A 17179-nucleotide genomic window follows, 5' to 3' on the forward strand; every position below is an offset into this window, starting at 1 on the left:
CTCAGGGCATCGGCACGTGGGTGCGGACGTACTCGCGGATCTCGTTGAACTTGTGCCGCGCGCCGGCCCGCAGGACGGACCAGTAGCGCGCGCCGCCCTGATGCCGGCCGCCTTCGCTCGACGCCACCACGCGGTTCTGGGCCACGAGGTGCGCGAGCACGATGACGGCGCAGCGGATGTTGACCAGCGGGTCCTCGAGGCTCGCGCGCTCCTCGCTGACGGGCTCCCAGGCGTAGTCGCGGGCATTGGCGTAGCTCAGCTGGAACAGGCCGACCGAGTACTGGCCGTTGGCCTCGCGGTAGCGCGAGTGCGGGTTCCAGCTCGATTCGAACTGCGCCATCGCCACCATCAGCTCGCCCCAGAACTTCAGCTGGTGCGCGGCATCGAGCTGGTTGTAGCCCGCGAGATAGCTCTCCGGATTGCCCTGATCCAGTTCGGCCTTGTGCGCACGGATGCACTGCAGCAGCTCGCGTGACCAGGCGGCGCGGTCCGGGTAGCGGGCGCTTTCCCAGGACAGGCTGGCCGGGTCGCGGGGCGTCTGTACCTGCATCGCCTCGCTCTCGTCGGCCTCCAGGCCATGGGCCTGGGCCGGTGCGGCATCGTCCAGCAGCGAGCCGAAGCCGACGAGGGCATAGCGGCGGCCCTTGTTGGCGGCCGCGTGGTTGCGCTCCATGACGCCGGCCGTGGTCTCGTTGGGGGACCAGGTGTTGCCTTCCAGCGTGTGCAGCGTGCCGTTGTCATCCACCGAGACCACCAGCCCGGCATGGCTCTCACGCCCGGGTGAGCCGGTGAAGAACACATCGCCCGGCCGCGGCCGGAAGTCCTGCGCCGGGTCGTAGGGGCGGGACTGCTCGACGGCGTGGTAGCGCCCGGCCTGCTCGAACTGCGCGCGCAGGCCGCCCGCGCCGGCGCTGCCGCGCACGCCGGTGTAGCCGCCGCTGCGCAGCGCGAAGGTCGTGAAGGCAGCGCAGTAGGCCGAGTTGTGGCGGCCCGGCGTGGCACTGAGGCCGCATTCGCGCAGATAGGCCACGATGCGGCCTTCCGGGTCGTCATTGAGGGTGGCGTCCCCACCGGCGGCGCGGTTGCTGTTCACGACCTCGCGCACGCCCAGCTCGCGGGCGGCGGCGGCGAGCACGGCATGGCGCACGCCGGTCGTGCCTGACAGCGCCGCCTGCAGGAAGCGCGAGGGCGCCGTCGGGGCCACGGTGCGGGCGGCCACCTCGAGGGACTCGGCGACGCTGGTGCCCGGCGCCGTCTGATTGAGGCGCTCGTCGGGCTCGGCGACGCCGCCGTCATGCTCCAGCGGCAGCGCGCGGTACTGCGCCCAGTCCCCGCCGATGTTGTAGCGCCCGTTGCCGAAGAGGTGCAGCTCGCGGAAGGCATGCACCACGGCGCCGCTGTCCGGCGTGAAACAGTACTCCAGGCGCACCCGCAGCGCGGCGAAGTGCGGCTCTTCGCGGGCATAGACATGGGCGTCGTCGAAGATGCGCGCCTTCACGTGCAGGCGCCAGCCGGCGGCGTCACTGCCGCCCAGCGGGCTGATGCGGACCTGGCCCAGCGAGCGGCCGTTGTGCTGCCAGCGCACCTCGAGGCCCAGGCAGGCCACGTCGCCCCGCGCGCCTTCGAGGCGGGGCCAGTCGGTGAGCGAAAGCGTGGGCGCGTCCTGGAAGGCGGCCGGCGCGGCGGGCGCGGTGTCGCCCGGGTGCTTGTAGCCGCGCAGCTGGTCCAGCTCGCATTCGCTGGCGCCCTGCTGGGCGCGGACCCGCCACATCTGCGCGCCGCTGACGGAGCTGGCGATGCGCTGTGGTCCGGCGGGCGCCGCGGCGGGCGATGCCGCGTCCATCTGCAAGGCCAGCGGCTGCTGCATGACGGGGGCGGGGGCCGGCACGAGCACCGGGCCGCCGGCATCCTGGCTCAGGCCGTGCGCCCCGCCGTCGGCCATCCCCTGCTCGGCCAGGCCCTGTGCCAGGCACTGCCGGGAGGTCACGAGCCGCATGTAGGTGTCCCAGTCCCACACGGCGTTGGGGCAGTCGGCATGGGTGGTGCCCGAATCGACCTCGCTGTGGCCGAGGATGTGCGCGCGATCGGGCGTGATGCCGAAGCGGTCGCACAGCCAGGTCACCAGCGCGGCCGAGGCCTCGAGTTGCAGCCGCGACGGTGCGGTGCGCACATGGCCGCGGTGGCCGGCATCGGCGACGTGCTCGATGCCGATGCTGTTGCTGTTGGCCGTGTGCGCGTGGTAGGCCACATCCTCGTGGCGCACCATCTGCACGACCTCGCCGTCCTGACCGACGATGTAATGGGCGCTCACGCGGGCGGCCGGGTCCTGGAACCAGCTGATGGTGCCGTTGATGGCGCGGGCCCGCTCGGCATCGGTGCGGCAGTGGCCGGTGGTGCAGCCGTCGGTGATGTGGATGACGATGCGCTGGATGTCGGCTCGGCCGCGGTTGGCCGGGCGGAAGTTGCCTGTCGCCGCCTGCACGAAGCGGCGGGCGAGCGGGTACTGCGGCGCGGTCGTGCCCATGGGCTCGGCCCACAGCGCCTGCGCGCCGGCGTTGGCGTGGCCCTCGGGCTGGGCGCCCTCGATGCCGCGGGCGTCGTCATCCGCGGACAGGGCCTGCTCGCCGGCATACTCCTCCTCGCCGCCCTCGGCCGCGAAGGACACGGATTGCCCCAGCTCCGCCGCACGTTCGCGGATCCACTGCACCTTGGCGCGGGTCAGGCGCACGCCGGAGTTGGTGAGGCTGTCGCGCGGGCCGGCGTTGACGCCCACCACATGCACGCGCGGCGTGGCGCCACCCTCGATCCAGTAGACGGGCGAGCCGCTGGAGCCCGCGAGCTCCTGCACGTCGTAGTGCATGACCTCGTCGCTGATCTCGCGCACATAGCCGCGGTGGACGTGCTGCTTGTCGGGGTTGAGCACGGCGTTGACGATGGTGCCGACCGGGTCGTCGCGGCGCGAGCGGGCCGAGTAGCCGCAGACGGCCACGCCCTCGGGCCGGCTCTGCGTGAGTTCCTCGACGGGCGAGAGATGGCCGCCGGGCGCATTGCGCGGGGCGAGCACCACCGCGAAGTCGAAGTCGCGACGGCCGGGGCGGTAGCTCGGGTGGGCGCGCCAGGTCGTGGTCTCGAAGCGGCCGAAGGGCTCGCTGCCGGCGCCGTCGCCCGTCTTGCCGGGGATGATGACGAGCTTGGTGCAGCCGCTCACCACGTGCGCATTGGTCAGCAGCAGGCGCGGCGCGATGAAGAAGGCCGTGGCCTTGCCGATCATGCGATCGCCGTTGTAGCAGAGCACCTGCCCGATGGCGCTGTGCGGCAGCGCGTGCGTGTCGTCGACGCCGGCCACCCACTTGACGGTGTCGGCGAAGAGGCGGATCTGGTCGCCCAGCGTCCCGTTGTAGGCGCGCAGCAGCACCTCCTGCGGCTCGACCCAGCTCTGGGCCTGCGCGGGCGGCGCGGTGTCGGGGCCGTCCTCGTCCACGGCGAACTGGATGCCGTAGGGCACGTCCTCGGCCTTGAGATGGCCGACGTAGCGCAGGCGGGTCTGGGCGAGGCGCGCCACGGCGTCGGGCGTGCTCTGCGAAGGCGGCGCGTCCAGCAGCGTGATGCCGGCGAGGCGGTAGGCCTCCAGCACGAGCTGCGAGCAATAGACGGCATGCGCCTGCTGGGGCGGCACACTCAGCACACGGCTGATGGCGTCCACCACGGCCCCGGTCACCGGCGCCACGATGGCGACGCCACGCTGCACGATGCCGGGGTAGTTGTAGGGCTGGTCCTTGAACTTGCGGGCTTCGCTCAGCGCACGGTCGCGCTGCGCGGCAGTCAGGTTCTTCACCCGGTAGGCCACGGCGAGGATCGCGTCGTGCAGCGCGGCCTCCACACTGACCTCGCGCACGCCCGAGCCCACGGCCTCGATCACGCGACCGCCGCCCAGGTACAGCATCACATGGCTGACGGGCGAGAGCGTGCCCAGCCGGATGGCACGCGAGACCCAGGCGCGGGTGGTGCTGACGATGATGTCGCCTGCCTCCATGGCCTCCACGCTGATGGAGCGGCCGCCGGCGCCGGGGTCCAGCGGGACGTCCAGGGCCTGGGCGCCGGCGTCGCCGCAGCCGTTGCAGGGCTCGTTGCCATTGCCATTGCCATTGCGATAGGCCTGCACGCCCTCATCCCCCTGCGCCGAGGACTGCGGGGGCGGGAAGGGGCCGAAGCCATCGTCGTAGTCCAGGCCGGCGGCGACCGGGCCGGCGGGGGGCGGATTGACCGGTGCGCCGGCCGCGGGGGCGGGTGAGGCGCCCGGGGCGGTGGCGGGCCGCGCGGCGGCGCTGTCGCCGCCCCATTCCAGGCTCGGGTCGCGTCCCGCGCCTGCCTGGCCGTAGGAGCTGCCATTGAACGCGCCCACGGCGCGGCGCAGGCCCCGCTCGCTCAGCCCGCTGAGGGACACATACATGTTCCCGCTCTGCGGCAGCTGCACGAAGTCGGGCTGCTGCGGCGTGCCGTCGCGGTAGGTCGCCAGGCCGAAGTAGAGCTTGGGCTGGCCCACGAAGTTGGCGAGCACGTCCTGTGGCAGCAGGTAGACGGCCTCGCCGCGACGCGCGCGCAGCACGCCCTGGGCGCGGCTGGAGTAGAAGTTGCGCCGCCCACGTCGCCCGCGGGCATCGGCCCGGAACAGCGCCGGGTCCGTGGCCACGGCCACTTCGAACAAGGGACTCTCCGTGCGGATGGTGAAGCCCAGCACGCTGAAGCGGTCATCCACCTGGTCTCGATTGGCCTGAATGCGTGGCATCGCTCACTCCTTGGTTCGCTGCTCGGGGGGCTCGTCGTCGAAGACTTGCTCCCAGAATCGGTTGGGGGCCTCGATCCCGAGATCTCGCAGATGGCGGTCCATGAAGCTCGGCACCGCGTTGAGTTCCCGGAAGAAGACCCGTTCGCCACTCTCGACATGCTCGATCGAGCCTCTCCAGTCGCGCACCCCGCGTGACGGTTGATCGCCGTGCTCGCACCAGACCCTCACGATGAAGGCGGCGCTGCGGTCGTTGATCAAGGCCATGGCAGAAGGGCGCTGGTGGGGCCGGAATGACGGCCAGGTGATCTTGCGACGGCCCTCATCACCGCCGCATCACGCCGGCATCACACGCCCATCACGTCGGGGCGTCAGGCGTGAGGGGGATGTGATGTCGGTGCGCGCCCGGCGCCCGGCGCGCGAGGGCGCGTCGCCCGTCGGTGGGCGACGGGACGGGGCGACGGGTGGGAAGCGACGGGGGGAGGCGATGAAGGCGCGGAGCACGCCGACGGCCGGCCGAGGGCAGCCGGCGAGGCCAGCGGCGAGGCGGCGGCGAGGGGGTAGCGAGGGGGCTCAGTGCCCGAAGTCGAGCTGCGTCTGCAGCTGGGCGTCCGCCTGGGCGAGGTGCCAGCGGGCCTGCATCAGCGCCTCGCTCCAGGGCAGCAGCACCTGGGCGGGCGTGGCCGCCAGGCAGGGGAGGGCGTGGGGCTCGAACAGGCCGCGGCGGGGCGGCGCGAGCGGCACCGGGGCGGTGGCCGGCTGCGTGGCCTCGCGGGCGATCTCCTGGTAGAGCGCCAGGGTCTCGGCCATGGGGGCGATGGCCAGCTCGCGCTTGAGGGCGGAGCGGCAGCGCTCGAACTGCGTCAGCGCGAGCGCGCGCTGGCCGGCGGCGAGGTGGCAGCGCATGAGCTCGCGGTGGACGTCCTCGCGCAGGGCGTCCATGTCCAGCATGGCCTCGCCGTGCTGGATCGCCTCCGGCCAATGGCCCTGGAGGCTGCTGAGATGCATGAGGCGCGCCAGGGCGCCGAGCTGCGTGCGCCGGTGGCGTTCGCGCAGCCGCAGCGCCCAGTCGTCCTGGTAGCCGGCCAGCACGTCACCGCGGTAGAGCAGCACGGCCTCGCGCAGGGCCTGCACGTCGGGCGGCGTCAGCTGCTCCACCGGCTTGGCGAGCGGCTTCTCGACCAGCGCCAGGTAGCGCTCCAGGTCGGACTGCACCTGCACATGCCGGGCGATGCGCACGCCGCCCTGGCGGTCGGTCTCGATGATGGCGGCGGTGTCGGGCGGGAGCTCGAGGGCCCGGCGCAGACGCCACAGCAGGGTGTTGAAGCAGGCGGCGCTGGCCGACTCCGGCCCGGCGCCCCAGAGCTCGCGGCACAGCTCGCCGCGGTTGAGCGTCTGGCCGCGGCCGAGGGCAAGCAAGGCCAGCAGCCCGCCCAGCCGCCCGTTGAGGACGAGGCTGCGCTGCGCAGGCCACGCGCCGGCCTGGAGACTGACGCTGTACGCGCCGAACAGTTCCAGGCGAAGCTGAACATCCATATGACTCGGTGGCGTCGCCCGGGAGCGGACGCTCGTGAGAACCGCTGGGCTGGCGATCTTGGCACAACTGCCCAGGTGCGCAGCCCCCTACTGTCAGAACTGGCAGGGTCGAAGTTAGGGATGTTCAGGGCGGCCGCGGCGGCACAGCGCCGGCGGCTCGCCAGGGCGCGCGGAGCGCCCCGGAGGCGTCAGTGCAGCGATTCGCCCGGGGGAGTGCCGTTGACGAGGCTGAAGACGGCCTCGCCGATCGAGCCGGCCTCGATCTCTTCCTCGGTGGCTTCGCGCACGTCGCGCACACGCAGATGCATGCGCAAGCCCACGCCGGCCAGCGGGTGATTGCCGTCCAGCACCACGTGCTCTGGGTAGACCTCGGTGACGGTGTAGATCAGGTCCTGGGGCATGCCTTCCGTGGCGGCGCCTTCGGGCAGGCCCTCGAACTGCATGCCGACGTCCACGTTCTCGGGCATCAGGCTGCGGGCCTCGAAGCACACGAGGTTGGCGTCGTAGTCACCGAAGGCGTGCTCCGGGTCCAGGGCCACGCTGGCCTCGAAGCCGGCTTCCTGGCCGGTGATGGCTTCCTCGACCTTGGCGAACAGGTCGTCGCCGCCGAAGAAGAACTCCAGCGGCTCGGCCAGTTCGTCGATCAACTGGCCTTGGGCATCTTCCAGTCTCCAGCTGAGGGAGACCACACAGGGGGCGGTGATTTGCATCGCGCTATTGTTTCACAGCCGCTCTGGCCATCCCCGGGAAGTGGAGGCGGGCCTCGGCGCCGGGGCCATCCTGTCGGGCACTCAGCCACAGGCTGCCGCCATGCCCTTCGGCAATCTGGCGGGACAGCACCAGGCCGATGCCGCTGCCACCCGGCTTGGTCGTGTAGAAGGGCACGAAGAGATTGGCCGGGTTCGCAAGGCCCACGCCGCGATCGCGCAGCCACAGCCGCTCGGGCGGGCAGGCACAGACCAGCTCCACCTCGGGCGCCGCGATGCCGGCGGCCTGCTCCGCCTCGTGGGCGTTCTTCAGCAGGTTGCCCAGGAGCTGCTCGATCTGGCCGGCGTCGCCATGGAAGGGCAGGCTGGCCGGGGCTTCGCAGGGCTCGCCTGCGGCGTCCACCCAGGCCAGCCTCACGCCGCCGGACAGGGCAGCCAGGCGCTGCAGCAGGGGCAGCAGGTCGAAGAGCTGCCACTGGGGCTCGGGCAGGCGGGACCAGCGGGCGTAGCGCCGCACGAACTCGCTGAGCTGGCGCGCGCGGGACTCGATCAGCGGCAGGGCCTCCCGCAGGTCTTCCGACCAGGTCGGGCTGGGAGGCGCCTCAGCCCGGGCGGCCGCGGCCGCGCCCGGCTGCAGGCTGCCGCTGAGGCTGATGATGGGGGCCAGCGCATTCTGGACCTCATGGCTGAGCACCCGCAGCAGATGGTGCCAGGCCTTGAGTTCCTGCTCGCGCAGGGCCTGGCGCAGGTCGCTGATGCACAGCAGGGTGTGGCCGGGCGCCGCGAGGGCCTGGCGATGACGCCGGATGCGCCAGGTGCCGCTGGCGCCCGGGAAGGCGTGCTCGCAGACCACCTCCTGCGCGCCTTCCATCCAGCCGGACAGGCCCAGCGACTCGGCCGTGCGGCCCAGCAGCGCGGCACCGGGCGCCTTCAGCAGCAGCTCCGCGCTGGGATTGATCAGGCACAGCCGCCCGGCTTCGTCGAAGGCCAGCACGGCCAGGTCCAACGCCTGCAGCACGGTGCGCGTGAGGTCCTGCTCGGCACGCGCCTGGTCCTGGACCTGGCGCAGCTGCCGGCCCAGGGCGGCGATGGGCGTGGCCAGCTCCGCCAGCCCGGGACCCGCATGCAGGCGCAGCGTGGGGTCGCCCTGGGCCAGGCCCTCCAGGACGTTGGCCGCCTGGCGCAGGCGGTCCTGCCAGCGCCGCTGCCAGGACCAGCCTCCCCAGGCCCAGGCCAGCAGGGCCAGCGTCATCAGCAGGATCTTGGGATAGATGAGCCAGGGCAGCTGCCACAGGCACAGGGCCAGGGCGAGCAAGGCGGGCAGCCCGGCGGCCCAGCCGCCCAGCCAGGCCTCGCACGGCAGGGGCCAGGTCTTGCCCGAGGTCCTGGGTGTCATAGGCCGTGCTTGCCCAGCCGGCGGTAGAGGGCCGAGCGGCTGAGCCCGAGCAGGCGGGCCGCCTCATTGGCATGGCCGTCGCAGTGACGCAGCGCCGCCTCGATCCAGGCCCGCTCGGCCTCTTCCAGATTCCAGGCGCGGCCGTGCGGCTCCGCTGGCGGCTCGGCGCCGGCCGGTCCCTGCAGCGCCAGGTCGGCGCCGTGGATGAGCGGGCCGGTCGCCAGCAGACAGGCTCGGGCCATGCAGTGCGAGAGCTCACGCACATTGCCCGGCCAGGGATGGCGGCGCAGGGCCTCCAGCGCATCCGGGCTCAGCAGCGGCACCGGACGCTGCTCGCGCTCGGCATGTGCCGCCAGCAGCAGGCGGGCCAGCGCGACGACGTCCTCGCCGCGCTGACGCAGGGCCGGCATGTGCAGGCACACGGTATTGAGGCGGTAGTAGAGATCGCGGCGGAAGCTGCCGGCCTCCACCCGGGCCCGCAGGTCCTCGTTCGTCGCCGCGATCAGGCGTACGTCGGCGCGGCGCTGCCGGCCGGAGCCCAGCCGCTCGAAATGCCCGCTCTCCAGCGCCTGCAGGAGCTTGGCCTGCTGGGCCAGGGGCAGATTGCCGATCTCGTCCAGGAACAGCGTGCCCCCGTCCGCGAGCTCGAAGCGTCCGATGCGGGTCTGGCGCGCGTCGGTGAAGGCACCGCGCTCATGGCCGAACATCTCGCTCTCGAACAGGGTCTCCGGGATGGCGCCCATGTTGACGGCGATGAAGGGCTTGTCGGCACGCGCGGACTGCCGATGGATGGCCTCCGCCAGCTGCGTCTTGCCCGTGCCGTTCTCGCCGCTGATCAGCAGGCTGACCTGGCTGGGCGCCACCGCCTGCACCTGGTTCATGAGGGCCTGCATGACGGGGGAGTCGGCCACCCAGCGGCCGGCCTGCGAGCCGTCCGCGCGCAGGCACTGGTTCTCGCCGGCGAGGCGCCGTGTGGCCAGGCGCGCCTGGCGCAGCTGCAGCTGGGTCTGCAGCGTGGTGAGCAGGCGGGTGTTGTCCCAGGGCTTCTCCAGAAAGTCCGAGGCACCCTGCTGCAAGGCCTGAACCGCCAGCGGCACGCTTCCCCAGGCGGTCAGGGCCACGATGGGCAGATCGGGGTCCAGGGCCCGGGCCTCGCGGATGAGGGCCAGGCCCTCCTGCCCGGAGGTGGTGTCGTCACGGAAGTTCAAGTCCGCCAGCAGCAGGCCGTGCTCGCGGGCCTGCAGGGCCGCCAGGGCTTCGCCCGGCGACGCGGCGAGCACGCAGGGCAGGCCCGCCGCGGCCAGCAGCTGGCGCAGGGCAATGCGGATGGCGGCATCGTCGTCCACGATGAGCAGGGGCGGGGGCGGGTCCAGATCAGTCATGGCGGGGGGCGGGCGGCCAGGGCCGCCGATTGTCACTCCTGGGATGCGCCGGTCCCGGCCTCCAAGCGCGGGGGGCGGCCGGACTCACAGCGCCTGCAGCAGGCGGGACGGGGGCTGGCGCAGCGCCTGGCGCGCCGGCAGCCAGGTCGCCAGCAGGGCCACGCCCGCGATCAGCAGGGCGGAGGCGGCCGCCCCCCACAGGAAGTCGACGCTCTGGAGGTCCATGGCGCCCAGGGCCACCCAGCCGGCCGGCAGGCCCAGCAGCAGGGCCAGGGCCAGCTGCCAGAGGCTGCGCCTCATCAGCAGGGTCAGCAGGGCCGCCGGGGGCGCGCCGACGGCCGCCCTCACGGCCAGCTCGTGCCGCCGCAGGGCGACCGCGCGGTGAGTGACGCCATAGATGCCGCTGACCGCCAGCAGCAGGCTCATCAGACCCAGGGCCGTGCAGACGCCGGCCATGACGTCGGCGCCGGCCAGGGCCATCTGCTGCCGTTCCCAGGCGCTTCGGACGCCCTGCAGCGCCAGGTCGGGGTCGGCTTCGCTGACGGCACGGCCCATCCATTCACGCTGGGAGGCCGTGTCGCGGCCGCCCACCCAGGCCAGCTCCATCTGCTGGGGCAGGGCGGCCAGCTGGGCCAGCGGCTGGTAGGCGACGGGCTGGCGCTGGCTGGCCAGGCGGACCAGGCCGTGCGCCACGGGCTCGCACACGCCCACGACGGTGATCCATTGCAGCGCCTGCGGGCGGTCCGGGTCCAGCCAGCCGAAACGGTGACCCAGTGCGGACTCCCCGGGCCAGTGCTGCTGCGCGAAGGTCTTGTTGACCACCGCCACCAGCCGCCCGCCTTCGCGGTCCTGGCTGCCGAAGCCGCGTCCTTCCAGCAGACGGATGTCCAGGGTCTGGAAGAAGCCGGTGCTGACGCCGTAGCTGTGGCTGACCGGCGCGCGCTCGGGCGCGGCCGGCTGCCCCTCGATGGCGAGCAGTTCCACCGCGCTGGCCGAACCGCCGGGCAGGAAGGTGGCCAGCGCGGCGCCGTGGATGCCGGCGGTCCGGGCGTGGCTGTCGAGCTGCGCCTCAAGTCGGGCCCACAGCGCCCGCGTGTCCTGCGAGCGACGTGTGGCGATGTCGTCGGCCGGGCTGGCGGCGCTGGCGGCGCTCGCCGGGGCCGGGGCCGGCGTGGGGGCCTGCCAATGCACCCGGGCCGTCAGCACGTCGTCCATGCGCGCGCCGGTGCCCTGGCCCAGGCGCTGCTGGGCCGCGTAGAGCTGCGTGCCCGACACCCACAGCAGCAGCGCCGCGAGGCTCATCTGCACCACGACCAGCAGACGGCTGAAGCGGCCGGCACGGACACCGGGACTGCCGCGCTGGCCGTCCTTCAGCACATCGGCGGTGTCGACGTCACTGCCGCGCCAGGCGGGCAGGCCGCCGGTCAGCAAGGCGGTGAGCAGGGCCAGCAGCAGCGCGAAAAGGAGCGCCTTCGGCCGCAGCTCGAAATGGATCCAGAAGGGCATGCGGCCATCCGAGCTGGCCTCGGCCGCCTGCTGCGTGAGGGTCAGGGCCCAGGCGGCGAAGAAGGCGCCGACGCCCGTGCCCAGCAGGCTCAGCACCAGGGATTCCATCAGGCTCTGCATCACCAGGCGGGCGCGCGGCGCCCCGAGGGCCAGGCGCAGGGCGATGTCCTGGCGGCGCTCGTTGGCGCGACCCAGCAGCAGGTTGCCCGCATTGAGACTCACCAGGCACAGCAGCAGGGCGGCGGCCACGGCAAGGGTCAGTGTGATGGTGCCGGCATCGCTCATGCCCCAGTTCGTGTAGCCGACCGCCACGAGACCCAGCTGGGCGTGGCTGCGCGGGTAGCGCTGGGCCAGCTGCTGCCCGGCGAGGTCCAGCTCCGCCTGGAGCGACGCTAGGCCGGCCTGCGGCTTCAGTCGCGCCAGCAGCATCACGTGCCCCGGGGTGCCGATGCTCATGCGCTCCTGGCGCTGCATCTGCTCGGCCCGGGGGGCCTGGAAGGGCAGCCAGAGCTGCTGGTTCAGCGGCAGGCGCACGGCATCGGGCAGGACGCCGACGACCGTCCGCTCCACCCCGTTGACGCGCAGCACCTGGCCCAGGACCTGCGTCGAGCCCATCAGCTGCTCGCGCCAGAGGCGTTCGCCGATGAGGACCACGGGCGGCGCGTCCGGCCCCTCGTCAGCGGCCTGCAGCAGACGACCCTGCAGGGGGCGGACCGCAGCCCAGCGCCAGAAGGGGGCGGCGATCTGCGCGGCGGACACCACCACCGGCGTACGCCGCGGGCTGCCGACGGTGGCGGGCAGCGTGGTGAGCGGCGCCAGGTCCTCGACGCTCGGCAGGCTGTCGCGGAGCTCCAGCAGGTCGGCGTAGAGCACGCTGCGGGCCTGCATGCGATCACCGTCGCGTGTGGCCTCGATGCCCACGATGCGGTCCGGCGCCTGGAAGGGCAGGCTGCCTTCGATGAAGCCCAGGTACATGCAGTAGCAGTACACCGCGAAGCCCAGGCCGCAGGCCAGGGTCAGCAGGGTCAGGAGGGATTGCCAGGGCGCACGGGCCAGGCTCAGCAGGGCCAGCCGGAGGTCCTCACGCATGAAGGACTCCCTGCGCCGCGGGGCGCGTGGCGCTCAGGGCCGTCCCGGCAGGGGCGGTGGGGGCGGCGGATGCGGTGGGCAGGGCGCCATCGCGCACGATGCGGCCGTCGAACATGTGCACCGTGCGCGCGGCCAGGGCGGCCTGGCGGGCGTCATGGGTCACCATGCAGAGCGTGGCGCCGGCGGCATGGGCGGCGCACAGCAGCTCCATCACGCGCTCGGCATTGCGGGAGTCGAGGTTGCCGGTGGGCTCGTCAGCCAGGATGAGGCGGGGCTGGCCCACCAGGGCCCGGGCGATGGCAACCCGCTGCTGCTGTCCCCCCGAGAGCTGGGCCGGCAGATGCCGCGCCCGATGCGCCATGTCCACTTGCGCAAGTGCGGCGGCCACGCGCTCCCGTCGCTCGGCCCGGGAGAGATCGGACCGGTAGAGCAGCGGCAGCGCGACGTTGTCCTCCACGCTCAGCTCGCCGACGAGGTTGAAGGCCTGGAAGACAAAGCCGATCTCGCGGTTGCGCAAGGCGGCACGCTGGCGCGCGTTCAGGCTGCCGACCTCGACGCCGGACATCTCGTGGCGGCCCTGGGTGGCCGTGTCGAGCAGTCCCAGAACGGACAGCAGCGTGGACTTGCCGCAGCCCGAGGGGCCGGTGATGGACAGGAACTCGCCGCTCTGGATCTCCAGGTCCAGGCCGTCCAGGGCATGGGTTTCCATGTCATCGGTGAGGTAGGCCTTGCTCAGCTGATGCAGGTGCACCAGCGGGGCGGGGCGTTCGGGCGTGGGGCTCATGTCGTCTCCTGGGAGTGGGAATGTAGGGGAAGGACGGGGCTCATTCGAGACGGACGGGGGTATTCACCGGCCAGTCGCTGGTATCTGACGTGACGATGCGCTCGCCGGGCCGCAACCCGGCCTCGATGGCTATGCGCCCCACGGCGGCGGCGCCGAATCGCACCGGGACGCGCCAGGCCAGGCCCTGCGCATCGAGGCGATAGACGTGCCCCAGGGCGTGGGGCTGGCTGAACAGCGGCCGCGGCACCTGCACCGTCTGCGGCAGCTCGCGAAGCAGCACCGTGCCATCGATGCTCAGGTCCGGGCGTGCGCCCGCGGGCAGGGCCTGGTCCAGGGCCACGTGGACCTTCACCACGCCCTGCTGCACCTTGGGTGCGATGCGCTCGACATGGCCGCGGACCCGGGACTCGCTCGTGCTGTTGCGCAGATCCAGCTCGACCCGCTGGCCCGGTGCGAGCTCGCGGGCCTGCGACTCCGGCACCTGGAGCTCGGCCATCAGCGCCTCCGGCTTGCCCAGGCGCGCCAGGCTGGCGCCGGCGGCGACGGACTGGCCGATCTGCAGGCCGAGCTCCTGCACCACGGCGTCCATGGGGGCACGAATCCAGAGGCTGTCCTGCCGGGCACTTTCGGCAGCCAGGGCCTGGCGCAGGCGCTCCAGCGCCGCCTGTCTGGCCTTGATCTGCGCACGGACGCTGTCCTGCTGCTGGGCCAGCACCGTGCGCTCCAGCAGCAGCAGGTGGCGGGCCTGCTCGAGGTTGAACTGGCTGCGCTGGTGGGCGATCTTGGTGACGAGGCCCTCGCGCAGCAGTTCCTCATCGGCATTCCACTGGAGCAGGGCGCTGCGCTCGGCGTAGGCCGCGCGGTCCACCGCGCTGCGCTGCTGGGTGATCTGGCTGTCCAGCGTGGCCTGCAGGGCGCGGCATTCGGCCTCGGCCTGCTCGTGCTGCCAGCGTGCGTCCAGCACGCGCTGCTCCTGGGCCGGATTGGAGAGCTTCAGCAGGCTGTCGCCCGCCTTGACCGCCTGGCCCGCCTGCACCGACAGCCGTTCGACGCGCCCCTCCATCGGCGCCGTCAGCCATTGCGGGTCGCGCAACTGCAGGGTGCCGGGGGCGCGCAACTCCTCTCGCAGCGACCCCACGCTGACCGTGCCGAGCTGCACATGGGCCGCCCGGACGCGACGTTCCACCCGCTGGCCCGACAGCGTGCTGATGCCAGCGCTCAGCAGCACGGCGAAGAGCGCCAGGCCTGGCCACAGCAGGCGGCGGTGGCGGGCCAGCAGAGGCCAGCGGCGGGCGGGGCGTGTGATGTCCATGGGCTCGGGAGCGTCGGGAGAAGGGGTGCCAGGGAAGGGGCTTGGATGCCGGCGGGCAGGGCCGACACCCGGGCTGATTGCAGGACTCGTGCCAGGCGCCCGAAGCCCCTCGGGCCCGGGCGCAGCGGGCGGCCGGGGGCGACACCGGACCTTGCGCTATCCCAAGATCGGGACGCCGTGGCGGTCGCGCATCTCGAATCCGGGACGTCGGCTCGCGCACAATCGCGGCATGAACATCCAAACCTCGACCCCGCTGCTGGGCGGCCTCAGCCCTGAGCAATTCATGCGCCAGTACTGGCAGCGCAAGCCGCTGCTGGTGCGCCAGGCGCTGCCCGGCATCCAGCCCCCCGCCAGCCGCAGCGAGCTCGCCGCCCTGGCCGCCAGCGAGGACGTGGAGTCCCGCCTGGTTTCGCAGTTCGACGGCAAGTGGGCACTGAAGCACGGCCCCGTGAACAAGCTGCCGCCCTGGAGCAAGCCGGGCTGGACGGTGCTCGTGCAGGGGCTGGACCTGCATGTGCAGGCGGCTCAGGCGCTGCTGGCGAAGTTCCGCTTCGTGCCCGAGGCGCGGCTGGACGACCTGATGATCTCCTACGCCACCGACGGCGGCGGCGTCGGTCCGCACTTCGACTCCTATGACGTCTTCCTGATCCAGGTCCATGGCAAGCGTCATTGGCGCATCGGCCGCCAGGGGCATGCCACGACGGGCGCCCTGCGGCCGGATGTGCCGGTCAAGCTGCTGGCGGACTTCGAGCCCGAGCAGGAATTCACCCTGGAGCCGGGCGACATGCTCTACCTGCCGCCGGGCTGGGCGCACGACGGCATTGCCCTCGGCGAATGCATGACCTGCTCGGTGGGCTTCCGCACGCCCTGGCGCGCCGAACTGGCCCGCGAGCTGCTGCAGCGGCTGATGGACGACGAGTCCCAGGCCTATGCCAACAAGATGTACGCCGACCCGAAGCAGCCGGCCACCGAGACGCCCGGTGCCATCCCGCAGCAGCTGCTGGACTTCTCCCGCGATGCCTGCGAGCGCGCCCTGCGCGAGCCGCTGGCCCTGGAGCGAGCGCTGGGCGAGGCGCTCACGGAGCCCAAGCCCAAGGTGTTCTTCGAGATGGGCGAGGCCCTGCCGGACGGCGCCGGTGCCGTGCTGGACCGGCGAAGCCGCATGATGTATGACACGGCCCATGTCTTCATCAACGGCGAGTCCTACCGCGCCGGTGGCCGGGACGCCCGGCTGATGCGCCGTCTGGCCGATCAGCGCGCATTGACGGCCAAGGAGGTGGCCCAGCTGTCCGAGGGTGCCCGCGATCTGCTGGACCAGTGGGCGGAGGACGGCTGGGTGCAGGCCGACGTCGTGCAGATCGGCTGATCCGGCCCGGCTTGCGGCTTGCCAGGAGGTGGCTTCATGGACGATTCGACGAACGACTCAGCGGCGCAGACCGAGCGCCTGCTGGTGCAGGGCCAGGTCGCCGTCGAGCAGGCTCTGCTGGACGAGCTGCTGCGCGCCTGCCGCGGCGGGGCGCTGCAGATCTGCTGCTTCGACACGGACTTCCAGCGGTGGCCCCTGTCCAACCCGGCCGTGCTGGAGGCCTTGCGGCAGTGGGTCGCTCCCCAGCGTCGCCTGCGGCTGCTGGCCCATGACTACGAGGCGCTCGCCCGCCGCCATCCCCGTTTCGTGCAGTGGCGCCAGCTGTACGGGCACGCCGTGGAGGCACGCCAGCTGAGCGACGAAGGCCCGGTGGATCACCGCCGCCCGGCCGGGCTGCTGCTGGGCGAGCCGCCCCGGCTGTGGCGCCTGCTGGATGCGCGGCAGGGGCGGGCCGTCGTGGAGAGCGATGCGGGTGCGCAGGGCGCAGCACTCGAGTGGTTTGATGCGGTCTCGCAACGTTCCGAAGAATCCTTCGCTTCCAGCACTTTGGGACTCTGACTAGCGCGAAAAGCTGACGCTATAATTTCGGGCTAGGCGAGGGAAGCGCTCGAGGTTTCCACGTCTTGTTCTGTTGGGGTGGCTGGGGACGCAATCGTTTTGGCGATGCGGACGCAGTCCTCTCGAAGAATTACCGGTAATTGAATCTTCGTCTAATAGATCTTGAGGACAAGTATGAATAAGTCGATCCTGTTGGCTTCCCTGCTGGCTGCTGCTGCCCTGACCGCTTGCGGCAAGAAGGCTGAAGAAGCTCCTGCTGCTGCTCCGGCTCCCGCCGCTGCTCCGGCTCCCGCCGCTTCGGAAGCCGCTTCGGCTCCGGCCGCTGACGCTTCGGCTCCCGCCGCTGCTGACGCTGCTTCGGCTGCTGCCAGCAAGTAATCGGATCCCCGATTCAGGAAAAACCGCCGTGCCGCAAGGCCGGCGGTTTTTTCTTTGCCTGAACCTTTTCCTCCTCCACGCCGCCGGCTCCGATCCCGCGCCAAAGCCGGCACAGGCACTCCCTGGGGCATGAGCCCCCGACACCCTGCGCCCGCGTGACGGACGACCGCCCCGGCGCTGGCCTCACTGCCAGCCCCCGTCACCCGGACCAGCACCCTGCATCTGCAGCGGCAGCGGCAACCCCCGGCGGATCAGCCGAATGGCAGGTGGGCGTGTTGGCGGAGGTCAAAGGAGGAGCCGGCGCCGGCAGGCGACGGCGGGGGGGCACGGAGCCAACGCGCCTGCCTGCCATTTGGCGTGCGCTCGGTTGGGGCAGGGGATG

Annotated in this window: 11 protein-coding genes; 2 read left to right on the plus strand and 9 right to left on the minus strand. The window is 72.3% G+C overall.

What is annotated here, in order from left to right; all coding sequences use genetic code 11:
• Position 1: 1 nt before the first annotated feature.
• From QRD43_RS14720 to QRD43_RS14760, 9 genes are all read right to left on the minus strand, one after another.
• Complete coding sequence (locus tag QRD43_RS14720) at positions 2 to 4786, minus strand: N-acetylmuramoyl-L-alanine amidase (protein WP_285983258.1); 4785 nt, start codon at positions 4784 to 4786, stop codon at positions 2 to 4.
• Positions 4787 to 4789: 3 nt separating this feature from the next.
• A complete protein-coding gene (locus QRD43_RS14725) occupies positions 4790 to 5050 on the minus strand; it encodes a hypothetical protein (protein ID WP_285983259.1) in 261 nt (86 codons plus the stop codon).
• 306 nt (positions 5051 to 5356) lie between these two features.
• Positions 5357 to 6319 carry an AfsR/SARP family transcriptional regulator gene (locus QRD43_RS14730; protein WP_285983260.1) on the minus strand — a complete coding sequence of 321 codons (963 nt, stop codon included), beginning with the start codon at positions 6317 to 6319 and terminating at the stop codon, positions 5357 to 5359.
• Between the two features lie 188 nt (positions 6320 to 6507).
• The gene (locus tag QRD43_RS14735) at positions 6508 to 7029 is read right to left on the minus strand and encodes an FKBP-type peptidyl-prolyl cis-trans isomerase (RefSeq protein ID WP_285983261.1); all 522 of its coding nucleotides are present in this window, start codon (positions 7027 to 7029) and stop codon (positions 6508 to 6510) included.
• Positions 7030 to 7033: 4 nt separating this feature from the next.
• The gene (locus QRD43_RS14740; RefSeq protein ID WP_285983262.1) at positions 7034 to 8422 is read right to left on the minus strand and encodes a sensor histidine kinase; all 1389 of its coding nucleotides are present in this window, start codon (positions 8420 to 8422) and stop codon (positions 7034 to 7036) included.
• Positions 8419 to 9804 carry a sigma-54-dependent transcriptional regulator gene (locus tag QRD43_RS14745; RefSeq protein ID WP_285983263.1) on the minus strand — a complete coding sequence of 462 codons (1386 nt, stop codon included), beginning with the start codon at positions 9802 to 9804 and terminating at the stop codon, positions 8419 to 8421. The genes QRD43_RS14740 and QRD43_RS14745 overlap by 4 nt, the downstream gene beginning before the upstream one ends.
• An 84-nt stretch (positions 9805 to 9888) precedes the next feature.
• A complete protein-coding gene (locus QRD43_RS14750) occupies positions 9889 to 12399 on the minus strand; it encodes an ABC transporter permease (RefSeq protein WP_285983264.1) in 2511 nt (836 codons plus the stop codon).
• Positions 12392 to 13183, minus strand: a complete 792-nt coding sequence (locus tag QRD43_RS14755) for an ABC transporter ATP-binding protein (RefSeq protein WP_285983265.1) — start codon at positions 13181 to 13183, stop codon at positions 12392 to 12394. The genes QRD43_RS14750 and QRD43_RS14755 overlap by 8 nt, the downstream gene beginning before the upstream one ends.
• A 40-nt stretch (positions 13184 to 13223) precedes the next feature.
• Entirely contained in the window at positions 13224 to 14495 is a 1272-nt protein-coding gene (locus QRD43_RS14760; protein ID WP_285983266.1) for an efflux RND transporter periplasmic adaptor subunit, read from the minus strand.
• 229 nt (positions 14496 to 14724) lie between these two features.
• Between QRD43_RS14760 and QRD43_RS14765 the strand changes: the two genes are divergently transcribed.
• Together QRD43_RS14765 and QRD43_RS14770 are read left to right on the plus strand one after the other, a co-directional pair.
• A complete protein-coding gene (locus QRD43_RS14765; RefSeq protein WP_285983267.1) occupies positions 14725 to 15861 on the plus strand; it encodes a cupin domain-containing protein in 1137 nt (378 codons plus the stop codon).
• Between the two features lie 36 nt (positions 15862 to 15897).
• Positions 15898 to 16419, plus strand: coding sequence for a hypothetical protein (locus tag QRD43_RS14770; RefSeq protein ID WP_285983268.1), 522 nt, complete (start codon positions 15898 to 15900; stop codon positions 16417 to 16419).
• Positions 16420 to 17179 lie beyond the last annotated feature (760 nt).

This window comes from Roseateles subflavus (assembly GCF_030285365.1).
Lineage (GTDB): Bacteria > Pseudomonadota > Gammaproteobacteria > Burkholderiales > Burkholderiaceae_C > Roseateles_B > Roseateles_B subflavus.